Here is an 18,887-nt window from a genome sequence, read left to right as displayed (position 1 = left end):
TTTATAATGGTAAAGGAAAGAAATATGTGTACGGAGGAATATTATGCTGCAACACTCAATTACGAAAGATGAAATTATGATGATTGCGAATGAGTTCGTTCAAGGACTAGATCCACAGCAAACAGCTGATAAGGAACATGTCGCTACAGCTCGGCACCTATATCGTAGTGGTGTTGTCTACAACGTTGACTTTGATGGTTATACACTATCAGGAACTGTAGATGCGGAAGGCAACGTATATAGCGTTCATATTCCGATTCGTAATGTCGCTGAAAGTTATTGTGATTGCTTCGCACCAACACAATGTGAGCATATGCTCGCTGTATTACTATCTGCAGCGTCTAGTTTCGGGCAAGTAGGAGATGTATTAACTTTATTTAAAAATAATACGAAACCTTCCCTTCCTCCTATTCGAACTGCAAGACAAGTATTGCAATCATCAGCTTTTGAAGAAACGGATTATAAAAGTTGGGAATCATATTTTGAAAAAGAATATGAATCATTTAAAAAAGAACAAGCTCGCCTTACTTATAAACAAATGTATTTTCTTATGAGTATCTTTACAGATTTCTATACGAAACTTGAGCGGAAAGCTCCGCGCGTCATCGCCATACATGAATTATTCAGGTTACATGCAGTACTTTACTGCTTTCAAAAATTATTAGAAGAAATTCAGGCATTCGAAGCAAACAAAACGTATTCTTATCACCAACCTGTTAATGTCGTTCGCCTATTTGTAGATAAAGTGGAATCCATCGTTCGGGACTTACAATCAGAAGCGATTCCTTCAGAATCTGAAATAATTTTGCAAGAAACAGCTCGTCTTGTTCATGAAGTATTCTTCTCTACCGACGCTTATACGCAAGAGCGATTTTTCATTTATCGCCACATATGGAGTGAACTTTTAAACAATAAAGAGAAAATGCAAGAGGAAGAAAAACGAATCGATACGAAAATTAATCCACTATCTAAAGCGTTAGCGTCTTCTCACCTTCTCTTTTTAAATGAAGAAGATCTACTAGCGATGGACTTACTAAAGAAACAACCTGCTTCTGTTGTGAGTCTATACTTCTATTGGTTAGAAGAACTATTAAGTGCCATGCAGTGGGATCGTGCGAAAAACTGGCTTTCCTTTACGTATAAACAAGTAAAGAAAACGATCCAAGATCACGAAAATACGATTTTTATAAAAGATATCGTTCGGCTATTTGTAATCATGTATGAAACATACGCAACACATACAAATGAACAAGCTGGTTTTGAAATGATCTTGCAGGAACTATTACCGTATAGTTTCACAAACTATGAACAGTACGTACTCGCGAAAAAACAGTATCGTACATGGGCAGAGCTCCATCTCTTATATGGGTTTGAAGCAATTGAACTGTTAAAAGAACCACTGAAAGATATTGAAAAAGAAGCGCCAGAAGCAGCACTTCCTCTTTATCATCTTGCTGCTGTAGAAGCAATTGAAGAACGAAATCGTAAATCATATAGACGCGCAGTTCGTTACTTAAAGAAATTACGTACATTATATAAACGATTAAAACGCACCGATGAATGGGATGCTTTCATTATTCACATCGCCAATCTCCATTCACGTCTGCGTGCACTACAAGAGGAATTACGGAAAGGAAAATTAATCGATGATCAATCAAACTGAAGTAACAATTAGGCTCCAGCATGTTAGTCAAGGTTGGTTCCTTTGGGGAGAAGATGACAGCGGTACTCCATTATCCGTAACAAGTTGGAAACGACATGCATTCACATGGCACTCCACTTCTTTCTACGGTACGTTTCTAAAAGAAGCAACCTTCGAAGGAAAACAAGGTGTGCTACTAACAAATGCACAAGCCTTTGAATACATTGCAAACAAACCGATGAATTCCTTTGCACATATTCAACTGAACGGCCCTATTACAGCACTTACAAAAGATGCAAATGAATTATGGGATGCCTTTACGAGTGGTAGCTTCGTACCAGATATCGAGAACTGGCCCAAACAACCATCTTGGAAAGTTCAAAATACGCCAATTGAAGATGACACATTAGCATCTCTTTTCTCAGCAGCAGTTAATGAAAGCATATTACAAGATAATCGCTCAAATGACGGCTGGGAAGATGCTAAAAGACTATATGAACATTACGACTTTACGAAAAGACAATTGGAAACAGCACTACATGAAGAAGATTGGCTTCGAAAAATTGGTTATATTGAAGATGATCTTCCGTTTACAATCGGACTAAGACTGCAAGAACCACAAGAAGAATTTGAAATGTGGAAACTTGAAACAATCGTGACACCAAAGCGCGGGGCGCATCGCATATATGTATATGAAAACATCGATTCCTTACCGAAAAGATGGCACGATTACGAAGAACGGATTACAGAAACACAAGAAGGTTTTAGTAAGCTCATACCGTGGTTAAAAGAAGGAGATACATTCCGAAATGAGCTCTTTGAAACAGAAGCTTGGAACTTCTTAACAGAAGCAAGCGATGAATTACTTGCAGCCGGCATTACAATTTTACTACCATCATGGTGGCAAAATTTAAAAGCAACAAAACCGAAATTACGTGTTCAACTGAAGCAAAATACAGTACAAACACAATCGTTCTTCGGTATGAATACGCTCGTTAATTTTGACTGGCGAATTTCGACGAACGGCATTGATTTATCAGAAAGCGAATTTTTTGAACTCGTTGAACAAAACAAACGTCTATTTAATATAAACGGTCAATGGATGCGACTAGATCCAGCCTTTATCGAAGAAGTAAGGAAACTCATGAACCGTGCCGATAAATACGGACTAGAGATGAAAGATGTCCTGCAGCAACATTTATCAAATACGGCTGAAACAGAAATTGTAGAAGATGATAGTCCGTTTACTGATATTGAAATTGAACTAGATGGATATTATGAGGAACTATTCCAAAAGCTGCTTCATATTGGAGATATTCCAAAAGTAGATGTCCCTACTTCACTAAACGCAACACTTCGTCCGTATCAACAACACGGCATTGAATGGTTATTATATTTACGAAAGCTTGGATTTGGAGCATTGCTAGCTGACGATATGGGACTCGGGAAAAGTATTCAAACAATCTCTTACTTACTATATATAAAAGAAAATAATCTCAAAACAGGCCCTGCATTAATCGTAGCGCCGACATCTGTTCTTGGAAATTGGCAAAAAGAATTTGAGCGTTTCGCACCGAATTTACGTGTTCAATTACATTACGGAAGTAATAGAGATAAGGGCAATTCTTTTGAAGATTTCCTTCAATCAGCAGATGTTGTATTAACATCTTATGCATTGGCTCAACTCGATGAGGAAGAACTAACTTCATTATGCTGGGATGCTGTTATTTTGGATGAAGCACAAAATATTAAGAACCCACATACGAAACAGTCCAAAGCAGTACGAAACTTACAAGCAAATCACAAAATCGCTTTAACTGGTACGCCGATGGAAAATCGCCTCGCTGAACTTTGGTCCATTTTCGACTTTATTAATCATGGATATCTCGGAAGCTTAGGGCAATTCCAACGTCGCTTCGTCACACCGATTGAAAAAGATCGTGATGAAGGAAAAATCCAGCAAGTTCAACGGTTTATCTCACCATTTTTACTGCGCCGAACGAAGAAAGATCAAACGGTCGCATTAAATTTACCAGATAAACAAGAACAAAAAGCTTACTGTCCTCTTACTGGTGAACAAGCTTCCTTATATGAACAACTTGTTCAAGATACACTGCAAAATGTCGAAGGATTAAGTGGAATTGAAAGACGCGGCTTTATATTACTTATGCTGAACAAGCTAAAACAAATTTGTAATCATCCAGCTCTTTATTTAAAAGAAGAAGAGCCACAAAATGTCGTTGAACGCTCTATGAAAACAAAAACGTTAATGGAGCTCATCGAAAATATAAAAGATCAAAATGAAAGTTGCCTAATCTTCACTCAATACATCGGCATGGGGAACATGCTAAAACGTGTGCTAGAAGAAAAATTCGGCCAGCGTGTCCTCTTCTTAAACGGTAGTGTGCCGAAAAAAGATCGCGACAAGATGATTGAGGAGTTCCAAAACGGAACGTATGACATTTTCATCTTATCCTTAAAAGCTGGCGGAACAGGATTAAACTTAACCGCTGCCAACCATGTCATTCACTACGACCGTTGGTGGAATCCAGCTGTGGAAAATCAAGCAACAGACCGCGCATATCGCATTGGTCAAAAACGATTTGTTCATGTTCACAAACTCATTACAACAGGAACATTAGAAGAAAAAATTGATGAAATGCTAGAAAGAAAACAATCTCTAAACAATGCGGTCATCACAAGCGATAGCTGGATGACTGAACTATCAACAGACGAACTAAAAGAATTACTTGGTGTATAAAGTGAAACTTTAATCAGTGGAGGTTTTACTCCCCGCAAAAAAAGCGCTAATCTCAAATGAGATTAGCGCTTTTTTCTATTCCAAAACCAATTACTTATTATAATTCCCGTTAATCCGCCGCACGTATCAAGCAATGAATCTTGCCACATTGGTGTGCGGTCTCCCGTATACCATTGGTGAATTTCATCAAATGTTGCATAACCCGCAACGAAAAGAAGGGCATATATAAAACATCTTTTCCTCGAATGACCTGATCGATGAAAAGCGTAATAAATCAATGAACCTAGCATAAAGAACACCATAAAATGAGCACCTTTACGAAGGAAAAACTCAATAAATCCGCCTACACCTTTATTCGCAATACTAACAGGGGTTCCTCCACCATAATCAATAGATACCCATGAAAAATGCTCTTTCACAAATTCAACATTTACATATTGTTCAATATCTGAACGCATATCCTGCTTTTTATATGGTTGTGCCGAAGAATAGAAAATCAGCCCCATCCATAGTAATACAGGAATCCAAAATAACCATTTACGATTCATTATCCAGAATTCTCCTCTCTTAATCTTTTAAGGGTACCAAAAAAAAGAAAAAATTTCACGCCAAAACATGACATTTGTACCCTATTTATAAAGTGAAAGGAGGTGATACACATGGCAATTGAAACAATCGTAATGGATTTAACTTTACGTCTTGTCTTAAACAACGGATTAGATAAGAACGGCAAAACAGTTTTCAAGAGCAAACAATTTAAACGTGTTAAAACAAATGCGAGCTTAGATCAAGTACACAACGTAGCTCATGCTCTAGCTTCCTTACAAGCATCACCACTTCACGCTGTACAACTTGTAAGCACATCAGATCTTTCTAAACTATAAAGTAAAACTCGGATCAGTGGGGATTTTATTCATCCCCGCTGAGTATTAGACCGCAATTTAACCGGCAGACCCAAATCCCATAAATAGCTTGATAAATACAAAGGAGGGAATAACACATGCAAGTACTAGAGTTGATTTTCGCAAAAGAAGATGGAAAAACAGTCGTTTTTTCTATCGATACGCCCATCACACCAATCGATGCACAAGTCGTAAATCAAGTAATGGATACAATCCTCGCCTCATCTGTATTTTCATCCATTGATGAAAATACACGAAAAAAGGGAGCTCGCCTTGTAGAAAAAAATGTATCTGAAGTTCCAATTACTCTATAAAATGAAAAAGGCGAATCTGCATCATTTTGCAGATTCGTCTTTTTTCTTCGGCATTTCAATCGGAATAAAAATCTTTGAGAAACCGACGCATACGTACTTATAATGTTCTTCACCTATATCAAACTCAGTCGTATATGTTGAGAAGAATATATAATCATTTCGCTTCGTATAATGATCAATTAATAACCCAACTTGTGGCTCAACATACTTTTTCGCTAACTTTTTACCGGCCGATGCCAAGTCGCCAAGGAGACCCTCTTCATTCTCTTTTTGAACTTCATCTAGCTTCTTACTCACATCATTACGCTTCATAAACTGCTTCGCTGCCCATTCTGTATATTCGCCCTTACTCGGATTACTGTTTGCTAAATATACTAGGAGAACGACAACTAAAGCCATAATAATATACTTTTTCTTCATACTATATCACCGCCTACTCTTTTCTATTTTCATATATATGTACAAGCGATGCAAATTAGAAAGACTATCACCTATTGATTGTAAACGAATAGCCAAAATTTACAATACAAAACAAAATATTAACACCAAGTTTACTTATTCTGTATATAATTATATTCGAAATATTAATTTCATAAGGGAGGACTTAAAATCATGAATGATGAAAATAACATTATTATTTCTAGTTCTACTATGATGCTTGCTCCATACAATCACCCTTATTATCGTACAAAACTTATCGACAGTAGCGGAAATGATCTTCGTTCCTGCCAAACCGCATTACAACTTATCAAAAAATCTTGCTTAACCCATATTCACTCTACTTATCAAGGTAGACGTAATGCAGTCCAAACAAATTTTAGATTCAAACAAAACGTTCCAATTCCAATTAATCATCGGGAATACATTTGTACTTTTCCAACAGAATCTCCTTCATCTCCAAACTGTATATGGCTATTTTATAACCACATACACGATATAGACTTTTGCCAAAAGATTAAAAAGGCTAAAATACATTTTTCAAATGGCACTACAACAACAATATCTATCAGTCCCCATAAATTGCAGCAACAATTATTAAAAGCTGGATACATACTATCTCGTATGAACATGCAAGATTCACTACAATTTAAAAACCCCTTGTTACATTTACTACATTAAACTAACAAATAGAATGGAAAGCAACATCTCTTGCCTTCCATTCTTATATTAATATTTATCCTCTTACACTATCTCGCATTTTCTCAAGTGCTTGCCGATACATCCATCTTACTTGATAATATGTCATTTCCGTCTCTAAAGCGATTTCTCCCATCGTCTTCCCTACAAAAAAACGTTCAAAAATAATATACTTCTCCTTCTCATCTAACACGCTCATAAAATCCTTCACTCTTATTTCAACATCCTCAAAATGAAAGATATCCTCATACTCACCTACACATACACATCTCTCCTGCACTGCGAACTCTTTCTTCAATCTCTCTAATATATAACCACGCACCGTTACAACTGCATATGCAGGGAAATACCCCTTCTTTGCATCAAATCTTTCATACGCATGCCAAAGACCAATTAAACCACATTGATAATACTCTTCATAATCTTTACGAATACCTAATTTCTTTATTTGATTTACAATCATCCCTTCATACAAAACAACTGCCTCTTTAAAAGTCGCTGGCTTCACACAGTACCCGTTTCTAAAAGGTATACCTTTCTAGTATTCCGCGGTACCTTCACAATATAAAAATAAAGAAAAGATTTCACTGTGAGTCATTTCAAATACTACCGACGGAATCTGAAATTACACTATGTAGAATTTGAAATTCTGTTGGTGGTATTTGAAGTAAGGGTAAAAATAAAAAAGGTGACTCTTGGAAGAGCCACCTTTTTCTATCTTATTTCCTTATTGGAACATACCTTGTAAAGCTCCGATTCCAAGAGTTAAAACAAAGAAAACAATAGTAATAATTGTTGCCTGCTTTTTAGTCAAACCTGCTGTAATTTGAAGACCTAGCCATGTAACTACATATCCCCAAATTGTAAACACTTCAAATTTACTTACAATACCTTTTACAACACCACTACTCGAGGCGAAAATTGGTCCTAGGCCAGTGTACATTTCTTGACCCGATCCACCTAAAATATAAGCTAAAATTATATTTATTAATACACCAATTAATGAAATAACACTTGAATATACAGTAATCGCCAATAATTTTTTATAAGAAGTATCATTGCTCATAAACACCATTAATACTTTATACACTACAGCACTTAGTAAGAAACTAAATCCCATACCAAGAGCACCTACACCGAATCCCATACCATATGTCATTCCAGCTGAAACAGTAACACCTAACTCCTTATTGAGCTCAATTGCTTCAGGTGTTAGAGAATATACATAAGCAGCAAATCCCCCAATAAGTCCACCTAATAAAACAAGTAGCCAAAACGCTCCCCAAACTGCATTACTCGTTTTCATTCTTTCGAACTGCACTCCAGGAGAAGTGATCATTCCGAACAATGATGGCTTTTCTCCACCAACTTTTTGCGTATTCAAATTAGCTTCCATTATAACGCCTCCTTCTATTTATATAACCCGTTCTAACGGGCGGTTCACTTCCTCACGCAAGAGGCTACGAACCGCCCACTAGAACGGTAATGTGTAGTTCTACTACACTATTAATTACTCATAACGCAATGCTTCAATTGGATCTAATTTCGCAGCTTTGTTCGCTGGAATTAATCCGAAAATAATACCAAGTGTCATCGAGAACAGTACGCCTCCAACGACAACTTCCCATGAAACGAGTGGTGGCCATTTTGCGAATGTAGAAACGATATATGCTCCGCCATACCCAAGGCCAATTCCGATTAAACCACCTAGAAGCGTCAACATAACTGCTTCAATTAAAAACTGTAATAAAATTTTACTACGCGTTGCTCCAAGCGCTTTACGTATCCCAATTTCGCGCGTACGCTCCGTTACAGATACAAGCATGATGTTCATAACACCGATACCACCAACGACTAATGAAATACCAGCGATACCACCGATGATCATTGTCATAATGTTAGTAACTTTAGAAACATTTTCTTGGAATTCTTTTAAATTAACCAGTTCATATTTACCCGGAATTTCACTTGGCTTACGGCTATTTAATACATCAACAGCTTGTTTCCCTGCTGCTTCTAAATCGTCTACATTTTTAGCTTGAATTGCGATACTTTGAATTTCATCTGTTCCGTATAAAACAGGCCATAACGTAAGAGGGATTAACGCTTCTTCCATTTCAAATCCCATAAATTCATTATCAGATGTATACACACCGACAATTTGCATCGGTTGTCCTTTCATCTCAATAATTTGTCCTACTGGATTTACACCCTTAAATAACGTCTCTTCTGTTTTTGTACTAATCATCACAACGTTATTTGCATGAGAAATATCTGATTCATTTAAAGTACGTCCCTTTACGACCTTTACTTTATTAACCGCAAAATATTCATTATCAAGACCAATAACATTCAAATTTGCTTTTTTATCATTTACATCAAGCACCTCTGTCGTCTGGTTTGTCGTAATAACATGTGAAACATCTTTCACTTGTTTTACTTCCAAAATATCCTCTTCCGTTAACTTCGGCATTTCAAATCCACCTATAGCAAACTCATCATTAATATCTGGTTTAAATTGAATTGGCATAAGGTTATTACCACCAGAACCTGCGAATTTCGACTTCAGCATCGCTTCTCCGCCTTGCCCAATTGCAACGACTGTAATAATCGAACCTACCCCGATAATAATACCGAGCATCGTAAGAGCTGAACGTAATTTATGAGCTAAAATAGAAGATAGGGCAATTTTTATACTATCTAGTAAACTCATACCGCACACCTTCTATCTTCTGTAACTTTCCCGTCTCGCAGTACAATGCGGCGGGAAGAATACGCTGCTACTTCCTCTTCATGCGTAACCATAACAATCGTCGTACCTTCTGCATTAAGCTTCGTGAAAATATCCATAACTTGCTCACCAGACTTCGTATCAAGTGCACCAGTCGGTTCATCAGCCATAATGAACGTTGGATTATTTGCAATCGCTCTTGCAATCGCTACACGCTGCTTCTGTCCACCTGATAACTCATTTGGTAAATGATGCACGCGATCTGCCAATCCAACTTTACCTAACGCCTCCAAAGCACGCTTGCGACGCTCCGCTTTCTTCACGCCACCATATACGAGCGGAAGCTCAACATTTTCCACTGCGGAAAGACGAGGTAGTAAATTAAAATGCTGGAATACAAAGCCAATATATTCATTACGAATTAAAGCAAGCTTTGACTCGTCTGCTGTTAAGATATTCACATCGTTCAGCATATATTCGCCTTCTGTTGGACGATCTAAGCAACCAATAATATTCATAAGTGTCGACTTACCAGAACCAGACGGTCCCATAATCGAAACGAACTCACCGCTCTGAATTGTTAAACTAATACCATGCAAAATCGGCACTGCCAATTTTCCTTGATAATACGTTTTAGCAATATTATTTAACGTAATCATTTCTCTTTCACTTCCATTCCGTCATACACATCGTCGGAAGGATTTTTAACCACCTTTTGCCCCACTGTTACGCCTTCAGTAATCTCTGTCCAGTCTCCATCAGTAGAACCTTTTTTCACATTTTGTTTACGAAGCTTTCCTTTTTCCTCAACATAAACAAATGCATCATCGCCTTTTTCTACAATGCTTTTACTTGGAACAGCAATCATCGTCTTATTCTCTAAGTTTACTTGCAGAGAAACGTGATAACCTGGAGATAAACCATCTTGACTATCAAGGCTAGCTTTATATGTATACTGAGACATATTTTGAGTTGCTTCACCCATGCCGCCAGCTTGCGCCATCTCTGCACTTGTTGGGAACTCACTTACCTCTGTAATCTTACCTGTCCACTTCTTCTTATTATTTGCTTTTGCAGTTACAGTGAATGTTTGATCCTTTTGGATTTGTGACTTTTGAAGCTCAGTTAACGTACCTTGAACTTGGAATGGATCTTTAGAAGCTACTTGTAAAAACGCTTTTCCTTGACCACCTAACGCTTGAGATGAACTTTGTGCCGCATCTTTATCTAACTTTTGAACAACACCAGCAAAATTGCTATAAATCGTAAGTTCTTTCTGCTTCTTACTTAACTCTTCTTTCTGCAACTTTCCTTTTTCTTTCTCAAGGTCAATTGTTTTTTGTCCTATCTCTAACTCGTTTACTTGCTCGTCCATCGGATCTGTTACTTCTTTCCCCGCTCCGCTATCTTTCGCCTTCTTAATTTCTTTCTTCAACGAATCAATCTTCTTTTTCCCTTGATCATAACGCATATCCGCCATCTTCTGATCAAGCTCAGCTTGCTTCATTTGAAGGTTAATCTCTTCATTATCATAAGAGAATAACTTCGTGCCTTTCTCTACCTCTTGCCCTTCTTTTACCTCAATATCTTTCACTTTCCCTTTGGCCGGATCTGCATAGAAGCTTTCAATATTACCAGGCTTCACCTGACCAGAAATTAACTTCGTATTATTCAGCTTACGCTCTGTCACTTTCTCAAAACTTACAGCATCAGCATTTGTTGATGCGCCCTTCTTCTTACCTTGCATAACAAAAATATTAATTGCCGCTACAATAACAATTAGTGCAATAACCCCAATAATAATCCATTTCTTCTTCTTGTTTGGAGTACGAACCGTATTTGGTAACATATTCTCTCTCCCTTTATAAATTAATAGTTTAATAAATAACATAATTGTATAAAACTTTCTGAAAATAAACTGTATATTATTACAATCTTTTTACAAAGTTTTACACATCCATTTATATTGTAACAAAAATTCCAATGATTAGAAATATGACATTATATCTTTTAAGATAGATTTAAGGAAAGATTATATTATATAGAAAAAGCCATCCAAAATGATAATTGGATAGCTTTTTCAAACAAAATATTATGCTACTTTAGGGTCTTTTCTCTCATGTCCACGTTGAACAATAAATAAGAAGATTGTTGATAAAACCGCTCCTGTTAATAGTAAGATGAAACAACCATCCCAGCCAGAACTATCAACAATAACACCAATTGCTGCGTTAGCTACAAGACTTCCGCCTACATAACCAAATAGACCACACATACCAACTGTCGTACCTACTGCAAATTTCGGTACTAATTCCATCGCACTTAAACCGATTAAGAACTGTGGTACATAAATTAAACAACCGATAATAGAAACTGCAATACTTACAACAAGTACGCTAGTTGCTTGCCAATATATAAACGTACCAATAACAACTCCAACCATACTAATAATACATAATGGCATACGTTTTCCTTTAAATAATTTATCACTTAAAAAACCAACGATTAATGAACTTGGAATTGCCATACCTTCAAAGATTGCATATGCCGCATGCGCTTCTGCTTTTGAAAATCCTTTAACTGTCGTTAAATAAAGTGGAACCCAGTTAATAACACCGAAACGAATTAAATAAACAAAAGCATTCGCAATACATAAGAACCATACAAATTTATTTTTCACTACATACTTCATTAAAATTTCTTTTGGTGACATCTTGTTAGCATTATCTGCTTTTTCAAGATTTTCATAGTCATTACGATACTCATCAATTGGAGGAAGACCTTCAGATTCTGGTGTATCCTTCGCATTGATCCAAACAAGAACTGCAATTACCATTGCGATAATCGCTGGGAAAATAAATACGCCGCCTTGCCAATGATTTTCACCGAAAATACCTACACCAATTCCGACAAGTGGTGGCACAAGCATTCCACCAACGTTATGTGAAATATTCCAAAGACCTGTTTTCGTACCACGTTCTTTCTTCGAGAACCATTTCGTCATAACAATACTACAAGGTGGTGCTCCCATACCTTGCACAATACCGTTAACAACAAGTAATGTAACAATCATCCCAAATGATGAGGCAAAACCGAAACAAATATTTACAAGCCCTGATAAGAATAAACCGACTGCGATAAAGCGCTGGGCGAAAGCTTTATCTGATAAATTCCCCATAAAGAACTTACTAAATCCATAAACAATTGCCATTACTGAACCTAGTAGACCAATTTCAGCTGTACTAAAACCATATTCTTGTACTAAATACGTACTTGATAACGTAAAGTTACTACGAACTAAATAATAAGCAGCATATCCAACTGAAATGCCGATTAACACACGAATACGTAGTAATCGATATACACGGTCGATCATATCCGCTGGCAATCTTTCAATTGCAGGTGCTGGCTTGAGCCATTTAAACATATATTTTCGTCTCCTTTTCTCACTTCAGAGAGAGACGTTGTCTATTCCATATCTCGATTATTCCGCTATTTGATATATTTTGGTTTGTTCTTCTAACCGGCTGTCCTTCTATTTCTTTCTCATTCTTCGCAAACATCGTTGGTACGCCAAACGACACTTTTTCTAAAATATGCCCCGCTTCTTCTGATAAACAATAATCAATAAATAAATCCGCAATAATACCACTCGGTGCACGTTTTAGTTTCGAAATCGCATTAACAGATAACCCTGTTTGCTCAGGTTCGTTACTTAAAATCGGAAAGCCTTGTTTTTGAAGCATTCTCTGATCTCCCATAAAGTTGATGCCTATCATATATTCACCGCTCGCAACAAGTTCTGCTGGGATGTAACCATTCACTGTTACTTCTCCAACTTGTTCCGCCAGATTCTTCACATATCCCTTCGCTTCCTCTTCACCTAACATATCAATAAGTGATTGAAAAAACGTATATGCTGTACCTGAAACATTTGGATCGGGCATGACAATCTTTCCTTTATATACTGGATTCAATAAATCTTTCCATCTTAACGGATACGAGAGACCGAGCGGCGCTATTTCCTCGTTCCACCGCTCTTTATTAATCGCAATTGCCAGCTTCTCCACTTCATAACCGTACCAATAACCATCTTTATCTTTAACAGTTTTTGAAATACGATTTGCATGTTGGCTTATCACAGGAATAGAAAGATTTTTTTGCTTCATCATTTGATGCGCATCTACTGTACCGCCAATAATAATATCCGCCTTCGGATTTCCGGCTTCTTCTTCCACTCTACGAAGAAGTTCTTCTGTTGAAAGACGAATAAATTCATACGTACATCCGCGCGGCTTACAAAATGATGAAAGTAACGCTTCACCAACTTCCTCACGAGCCGCTACATACGCAACAATATGACGATCATCCAAAATAGGGAGACCATTTTTACTATATTTAATAGAGGTTGTATCTCGAGAGCAACTAGACATCGCTCCTCCAATTACTAGCAAAAAGAAGAAAAAGGCTATCTTTCTCATGACGCATTCTCCTTTACAAATAACTCTGCTAGAGAGCTTTTCATATACATGACATTTCCGTTATTATCACCGAGATATTGCACAACAAAGTACGATGGATACACAGAAATCGTAAGAATATCTTCACGATCATTCTTTACACGCTTACCTGTTTTATAAGCTGTAATATAAGCAATCGGTTCATTCTGCGATTGTAATAACTTCTGAATTTCTCCGTAATCTGTAATTTGCTTTGCGTATCGAATAGAATCAAGTATGTGCGTAAGATTGATAGTACGTACCACATCACCTTGACGTACTACGACATCCTTTGCTGAAGCAAAGAAATCACTAATACGCTCTGGCGTGTAATACAGGCTTAATAAATACGTTTGAAGTGCTGAAATCATCGGATCCATGCCATTCTTTCCGTATACATTTTCCCCATACTGGAACAAGTCACCTACTGCAAAAGTACGCTTATGTCCATTCAAGTACGTTACTTCTCCAGTAAATACTTGTTCTTGGCTCTTAACGTCCTCAGGCTCTATTCGAATTCGGTCAAAGAATGAAACAATCGTATGCAAACGAACTTCATCCGTTACAACAATTTCTCCCCACTTTTCATGTCTTACTTTCACTTCAATTGGAAGAGATTCATTCACCCTTTGTAAAACGGCTTGTTTATCATTTACAATGTTGATTCGATTATAGATTTGCTTCTCCATAACATAAAACAAAACAAGAGAAACAATCATACAAATGACAAACATAAGAATTTGAAATGATAGCCTTTTCATTTCTGCCTACCTCCAAGATAAAAAAACGTTGTTTCGAAAATACCGCATAATTGTTTCATAAATGTATCATTTAACCGCTTTCAAGTTTTTTATGTCTTCCATCCTTCTCGGAAGCAAAAATGTAATGAATATTGTAGTACCTATTTCTTCACTACTCTCAATCCGCATGCTTCCGCCCTGCTTATTCATAATCTCCTGACAAATATACAAACCATAACCATTCCCATAACTAGAAGGAAGTGCCTTTCCTTTCGGAGACTCATTCCACTCTGCAAGCACCTCTTCATCTATACCGATCCCATCATCATGAATAAAGACCTTCGCCTCATGCTCATTTACAATTACATTCATACGAATGTGCGAAGCATCACTATACTTAATTGCATTATCAAGCACATTTAAGAAAATTTGCTTCGTCTTATCAAAATCCGCAACAACATGTACATCCGTTAACTCATTTATCACTTCAATTTCAAACTGATTTAGACGAGGTTTCACAATTGAAACGGCTTCTTCTGCCAATTCCTTTATATTCACAACTGTAGGAGACACCTCAAACGTACTCGTCCCATATTTCGAAGACTTAAGCAGTTCCTCTACAAGTGATAATAAACGCTCACTTTCCACCGCCACATAACGAAGACTTTCCTGTACATCTTCTTTCGATTGTAACTTCGGAATTAAATCAACATAACCGATAATTGCCGTTAGCGGTGTTTTTAGCTCATGCGTAATGCGGTCTAGGAAATCTTTCTGCTTCTCTTTCTCCTCCTGCAATTGCTTAATATGCAGCTCAATTCCATCAGCCATCGCATTAAAAGATGCTGAAAGCTGAGCGATTTCCACGTACTCATTTAACTCAATCTTACTCTTATAATCACCATTCGCGAGCCTCTGTGCCATTTGTCTCAACTGATCAATTGGTTTATGAAGAGACTTCGCCAAACGAATTGCAAAGAAAATACCGGTAGCTACTAGGCAAAGAGACGTCATTAAGAAAGTCCAGCTCACATTTGTTAAAACTTCCTTCTCACCCGTTAACTCATTTATAAAACGAATACTTCCAATGACATCGTTTCCATAATAAACCGGGCTTGAAAACAAAAGAATAGGAGCTGGATCCGCCTCCTCAAAAACATAAGACTTCTTTCCCTTCAAAGAACTCTCAATGTCGATGTTACGGTGAAGCAATGCTCCTTTTTGTGTATCTGCAACAACATCGCCATTCTTCCCAATCATCTGCACACGGACATCCATACGCTTCGCTAAATACGACGCAATTAAAAGTGAATTCGGACCAAGCGTATCCACTTCTGCTTCCTTCTCTAAATAATTCATCGTATAAATTTGTGCTTCTACACTTAACTTTTCTAAAGAATCTGCTGCATTATGATACATATTCTTTTCTAACGTAATATAAACAACTGCATATAAAAGAACAAAAATCGGAATTAACAGCCCAACTATTCCAAACACCATATTTCGCTTTAAAGACATACCATCACCACTTAACAATCCAGTTTATAGCCAACGCCATAAATTGTCTTAATATATTCTCCGCTCGTCCCAAGCTTCTTGCGAAGTCTCTGCACCATAATATCAACTGCTCTCGTATTTCCGATATACTCAAATCCCCATACTTTCTCAAGCAACTCATCCCTCATAAACACACGCTGCGGATTTGAAACAAATAACTGACATAAATTAAACTCTCGGTACGTTAACTGAATCTCCTGTCCACTCACATGTACCTTTCTTTCCTTAGGACAAATCACGATCTCTCCAGCCTCAATTACTTCATGACTTACAGCCGCCTCCGTCTTCTTTACACGCCGCGCCATATTCTTAACCCGAAGAATAAGCTCCGCATAATTAAACGGCTTCGTCACATAATCATCAGCACCAAGCTGCAAGCCCAGCAACTTATCATTCATCTGACTCTTTGCCGTTAACATAAGCACCGGAATATCCCTATCCCTCTCACGGAACAAACGAAGCAACTCATACCCATCCGTATCCGGAAGCATAACATCCAAAATCAATACATCTGGCCCTTCATTCCATCGCTCCAAAGCTTCTCTCCCGTCAGCCGCTGCCAATACTTCATAACCTTCCATCTCCAACTGCATCCGAATCAAATTACGAATACTCGATTCATCATCAACCACAAGTATTTTCATCATTCTCCTCCTTCCATCATGTATTATAGTACAGTTTAGTATAGCAAAAATCCTATAAAAAAAGAGAGGGTATTGTCGAACATATTTTGTCGACGATACTCTCTCTTATACAAGTCATAGCTTATATCCTATCTTGCAGCATACAACCTATTAAATAAATCAACTTTATTATAAAAGAAGGATTCGGCACATAACCAAATCCTTCCACAATTTATTATAAACGATTCATAATGTCTTCTTTAATAGTAAGTAACTTTTGTTCACTATTTTGTAAAGAACTATCTTTTACACCAAAGTAAAACTTAATCTTCGGCTCAGTTCCAGATGGACGTAGGCAGAACCATGAACCATCCTCTAATTGATATTTTAACACATTTGATTTCGGTAAGTGAATCTCTTCTTTATGTCCATCTTGTAAAGATGTAACGATGCTTGCTTTATAGTCTTCCACTGCTACGACTGTTAAGCCTGCTACTTCTTTCGGCGGATTCTCACGGAACGTTGCCATCATCTCTTGGATTTTTTCAGCTCCATCTTTTCCTTTTAACGTTAACGATACAAGGTCTTCACGGAAGAAACCGTACTTCTCAAATACTTCTAATAGACCGTCATATAACGTTTTCCCTTGTGATTTGTAGTATGCAGCTACTTCACATGCAAATAGGACAGATTGTACTGCATCTTTATCACGGCAGAATGGGCGGATTAAATAACCATAGCTTTCCTCATAACCGAATTGGAATTCATATTGTCCGCTTTCTTCATACTGCCTAATTTTCTCACCGATAAATTTAAATCCAGTTAACGTATCAACTGTATCTAAACCGTATGCTTTCGCAATTGTACGGCCAATCTCAGACGTTACGATTGTTTTTAATACGACACCGTTCTCCGGAAGCGTTCCGTTTTCTTTCTTTTGAGATAGTAAGTAATCAAGCATTAATGCACCTGTTTGGTTTCCTGTTAATACTTGGAACTCACCATTATGATTACGCACTGCTACACCAAGGCGGTCTGCGTCAGGATCAGTTGCGATTAATACATCTGCACCTACCTTTTCACCATCACGAATGGCATACTCAAACGCTGCGTGCTCTTCTGGGTTCGGTGATTTTACTGTAGAGAAGTTTGGATCTGGTAACTCTTGCTCTTTTACAACTGTTACATCTGTAAATCCAACTTCTTTTAAACCACGGCGTACAGAAATATTTGATGTTCCGTGCAATGGTGTAAAGACGATTTTTAAGTCTTTGCCGACCTTTTGCACCATTTCTTTATTAATGATGACATTGTTCAATTCTGCAGCATATGCATCATCTACTTCTTGTCCAATAATATGTAATAAACCGTCAGCTTTTAATTGCTCTACATCAGCGACTTCAACTGTTAATTCATCTTCTACTGCATTTACGTAGCTAATTAACTCATCTGCTTCTTTTGGAGGTAACTGTCCACCATCTTCACCGTATACTTTGTATCCGTTATATTCAGGTGGATTATGGCTTGCCGTAAGAACGATTCCACTTACTGTATGTAAATGACGAACTGCGAAAGAAAGTACTGGCGTTGGACGTAAGCTTTCAAACACATATGTTGTGATACCGCGTGCCCCAAGTGTAGCAGCAACTTCCATTGCGAACTCAGGTGATTTATGACGAGAATCATAGGCTACAACAACACCGCGTTTTTTCGCTTCCTCACCTAATTTTTCAATAAAGCTTGCTAATCCTTTTGTTGCTTTACGAACTGTATATACGTTTAAACGGTTCGTACCAGCACCAAGTTCACCACGCATACCACCTGTGCCAAACTCTAGATTTTTATAAAAGCTATCCTCGATTTTCTTCTCATCTTGCTTCATATTTTCTAGCTGTTCTTTTAATTCTGCATCTAATTGTGCGTAAGAAAGCCAGCGACTAAATTCTTGTTTCCAATTCATTCTATTATCCTCCAATTTCAA

Annotated in this window: 18 protein-coding genes; 5 read left to right on the top strand and 13 right to left on the bottom strand. The window is 37.4% G+C overall.

What is annotated here, in order from left to right:
* Window positions 1-43 precede the first annotated feature (43 nt).
* A complete protein-coding gene (locus IQ781_RS16865; RefSeq protein WP_139847064.1) occupies window positions 44-1,663 on the top strand; it encodes an SWIM zinc finger family protein in 1,620 nt (539 codons plus the stop codon).
* Window positions 1,647-4,403, top strand: a complete 2,757-nt coding sequence (locus IQ781_RS16860) for a DEAD/DEAH box helicase (RefSeq protein ID WP_060634719.1) — start codon at window positions 1,647-1,649, stop codon at window positions 4,401-4,403. The genes IQ781_RS16865 and IQ781_RS16860 overlap by 17 nt, the downstream gene beginning before the upstream one ends.
* A gap of 62 nt (window positions 4,404-4,465) precedes the next feature.
* Here IQ781_RS16860 and IQ781_RS16855 read toward each other — a convergent pair whose 3' ends face one another.
* Window positions 4,466-4,951, bottom strand: coding sequence for a VanZ family protein (locus tag IQ781_RS16855; protein ID WP_001080707.1), 486 nt, complete (start codon window positions 4,949-4,951; stop codon window positions 4,466-4,468).
* A gap of 111 nt (window positions 4,952-5,062) precedes the next feature.
* Between IQ781_RS16855 and IQ781_RS16850 the strand changes: the two genes are divergently transcribed.
* Window positions 5,063-5,287: a DUF1659 domain-containing protein gene (locus IQ781_RS16850; RefSeq protein ID WP_000963861.1), complete on the top strand. Its 225-nt coding sequence runs from the start codon at window positions 5,063-5,065 to the stop codon at window positions 5,285-5,287.
* A 116-nt stretch (window positions 5,288-5,403) separates the two neighbouring features.
* Window positions 5,404-5,619: a DUF2922 domain-containing protein gene (locus IQ781_RS16845; protein ID WP_001197593.1), complete on the top strand. Its 216-nt coding sequence runs from the start codon at window positions 5,404-5,406 to the stop codon at window positions 5,617-5,619.
* A gap of 21 nt (window positions 5,620-5,640) precedes the next feature.
* Here IQ781_RS16845 and IQ781_RS16840 read toward each other — a convergent pair whose 3' ends face one another.
* Window positions 5,641-6,039: a DUF4359 domain-containing protein gene (locus IQ781_RS16840; RefSeq protein ID WP_000731405.1), complete on the bottom strand. Its 399-nt coding sequence runs from the start codon at window positions 6,037-6,039 to the stop codon at window positions 5,641-5,643.
* Window positions 6,040-6,231: 192 nt separating this feature from the next.
* On the opposite strand from IQ781_RS16840, the gene IQ781_RS16835 reads away from it, so the two are divergent.
* The gene (locus IQ781_RS16835) at window positions 6,232-6,738 is read left to right on the top strand and encodes a competence protein ComK (protein ID WP_086395704.1); all 507 of its coding nucleotides are present in this window, start codon (window positions 6,232-6,234) and stop codon (window positions 6,736-6,738) included.
* 55 nt (window positions 6,739-6,793) lie between these two features.
* Here the strand turns inward: IQ781_RS16835 and IQ781_RS16830 are convergent, their stop codons facing one another.
* From IQ781_RS16830 to IQ781_RS16780, 11 genes are all read right to left on the bottom strand, one after another.
* The gene (locus IQ781_RS16830) at window positions 6,794-7,264 is read right to left on the bottom strand and encodes a sigma-70 family RNA polymerase sigma factor (protein WP_002026588.1); all 471 of its coding nucleotides are present in this window, start codon (window positions 7,262-7,264) and stop codon (window positions 6,794-6,796) included.
* Window positions 7,265-7,483: 219 nt separating this feature from the next.
* Window positions 7,484-8,152: a YknW family membrane protein gene (yknW, locus tag IQ781_RS16825; RefSeq protein ID WP_000387955.1), complete on the bottom strand. Its 669-nt coding sequence runs from the start codon at window positions 8,150-8,152 to the stop codon at window positions 7,484-7,486.
* Window positions 8,153-8,266: 114 nt separating this feature from the next.
* Window positions 8,267-9,469, bottom strand: coding sequence for an ABC transporter permease (locus IQ781_RS16820; RefSeq protein WP_000054365.1), 1,203 nt, complete (start codon window positions 9,467-9,469; stop codon window positions 8,267-8,269).
* On the bottom strand, window positions 9,466-10,146 hold the full coding sequence (locus IQ781_RS16815) for an ABC transporter ATP-binding protein (RefSeq protein ID WP_000631624.1): 681 nt from the start codon (window positions 10,144-10,146) through the stop codon (window positions 9,466-9,468). Before IQ781_RS16815 ends, IQ781_RS16820 begins: the two co-directional genes overlap by 4 nt.
* Window positions 10,143-11,336, bottom strand: a complete 1,194-nt coding sequence (locus IQ781_RS16810) for an efflux RND transporter periplasmic adaptor subunit (RefSeq protein WP_000937319.1) — start codon at window positions 11,334-11,336, stop codon at window positions 10,143-10,145. Before IQ781_RS16810 ends, IQ781_RS16815 begins: the two co-directional genes overlap by 4 nt.
* A 243-nt stretch (window positions 11,337-11,579) precedes the next feature.
* Complete coding sequence (pgtP, locus tag IQ781_RS16805; protein WP_000477602.1) at window positions 11,580-12,914, bottom strand: MFS transporter; 1,335 nt, start codon at window positions 12,912-12,914, stop codon at window positions 11,580-11,582.
* Between the two features lie 19 nt (window positions 12,915-12,933).
* A complete protein-coding gene (locus IQ781_RS16800) occupies window positions 12,934-13,968 on the bottom strand; it encodes an ABC transporter substrate-binding protein (protein WP_048655547.1) in 1,035 nt (344 codons plus the stop codon).
* On the bottom strand, window positions 13,965-14,747 hold the full coding sequence (locus tag IQ781_RS16795) for a DUF3919 family protein (RefSeq protein WP_075676741.1): 783 nt from the start codon (window positions 14,745-14,747) through the stop codon (window positions 13,965-13,967). The genes IQ781_RS16800 and IQ781_RS16795 overlap by 4 nt, the downstream gene beginning before the upstream one ends.
* 66 nt (window positions 14,748-14,813) lie before the next feature.
* Window positions 14,814-16,244 (bottom strand): HAMP domain-containing sensor histidine kinase, encoded by a 1,431-nt coding sequence (locus IQ781_RS16790; RefSeq protein WP_075676739.1) that lies wholly within the window; start codon window positions 16,242-16,244, stop codon window positions 14,814-14,816.
* Between the two features lie 11 nt (window positions 16,245-16,255).
* The gene (locus IQ781_RS16785) at window positions 16,256-16,927 is read right to left on the bottom strand and encodes a response regulator transcription factor (RefSeq protein WP_000699553.1); all 672 of its coding nucleotides are present in this window, start codon (window positions 16,925-16,927) and stop codon (window positions 16,256-16,258) included.
* 214 nt (window positions 16,928-17,141) lie between these two features.
* The gene (locus IQ781_RS16780) at window positions 17,142-18,866 is read right to left on the bottom strand and encodes a phospho-sugar mutase (RefSeq protein ID WP_001104221.1); all 1,725 of its coding nucleotides are present in this window, start codon (window positions 18,864-18,866) and stop codon (window positions 17,142-17,144) included.
* Between the last annotated feature and the right edge of the window lie 21 nt (window positions 18,867-18,887).

This window comes from Bacillus sp. N447-1, assembly GCF_022701035.1.
In the GTDB taxonomy this organism is placed as follows: domain Bacteria; phylum Bacillota; class Bacilli; order Bacillales; family Bacillaceae_G; genus Bacillus_A; species Bacillus_A cereus.
The sequence above is the reverse complement of the archived record's forward strand: the minus strand, read 5'-3'. Positions and strand labels throughout refer to the sequence as shown.

Coding starts and splice junctions, on each gene's coding strand:
- IQ781_RS16865 (WP_139847064.1), top strand. CDS start 44: ATGCTGCAACACTCAATTACGAAAGATGAAATTATGATGATTGCGAAT.
- IQ781_RS16860 (WP_060634719.1), top strand. CDS start 1,647: ATGATCAATCAAACTGAAGTAACAATTAGGCTCCAGCATGTTAGTCAA.
- IQ781_RS16855 (WP_001080707.1), bottom strand. CDS start 4,951: ATGAATCGTAAATGGTTATTTTGGATTCCTGTATTACTATGGATGGGG.
- IQ781_RS16850 (WP_000963861.1), top strand. CDS start 5,063: ATGGCAATTGAAACAATCGTAATGGATTTAACTTTACGTCTTGTCTTA.
- IQ781_RS16845 (WP_001197593.1), top strand. CDS start 5,404: ATGCAAGTACTAGAGTTGATTTTCGCAAAAGAAGATGGAAAAACAGTC.
- IQ781_RS16840 (WP_000731405.1), bottom strand. CDS start 6,039: ATGAAGAAAAAGTATATTATTATGGCTTTAGTTGTCGTTCTCCTAGTA.
- IQ781_RS16835 (WP_086395704.1), top strand. CDS start 6,232: ATGAATGATGAAAATAACATTATTATTTCTAGTTCTACTATGATGCTT.
- yknW (WP_000387955.1), bottom strand. CDS start 8,152: ATGGAAGCTAATTTGAATACGCAAAAAGTTGGTGGAGAAAAGCCATCA.
- IQ781_RS16820 (WP_000054365.1), bottom strand. CDS start 9,469: ATGAGTTTACTAGATAGTATAAAAATTGCCCTATCTTCTATTTTAGCT.
- IQ781_RS16815 (WP_000631624.1), bottom strand. CDS start 10,146: ATGATTACGTTAAATAATATTGCTAAAACGTATTATCAAGGAAAATTG.
- IQ781_RS16810 (WP_000937319.1), bottom strand. CDS start 11,336: ATGTTACCAAATACGGTTCGTACTCCAAACAAGAAGAAGAAATGGATT.
- pgtP (WP_000477602.1), bottom strand. CDS start 12,914: ATGTTTAAATGGCTCAAGCCAGCACCTGCAATTGAAAGATTGCCAGCG.
- IQ781_RS16800 (WP_048655547.1), bottom strand. CDS start 13,968: ATGAGAAAGATAGCCTTTTTCTTCTTTTTGCTAGTAATTGGAGGAGCG.
- IQ781_RS16795 (WP_075676741.1), bottom strand. CDS start 14,747: ATGAAAAGGCTATCATTTCAAATTCTTATGTTTGTCATTTGTATGATT.
- IQ781_RS16790 (WP_075676739.1), bottom strand. CDS start 16,244: ATGTCTTTAAAGCGAAATATGGTGTTTGGAATAGTTGGGCTGTTAATT.
- IQ781_RS16785 (WP_000699553.1), bottom strand. CDS start 16,927: ATGAAAATACTTGTGGTTGATGATGAATCGAGTATTCGTAATTTGATT.
- IQ781_RS16780 (WP_001104221.1), bottom strand. CDS start 18,866: ATGAATTGGAAACAAGAATTTAGTCGCTGGCTTTCTTACGCACAATTA.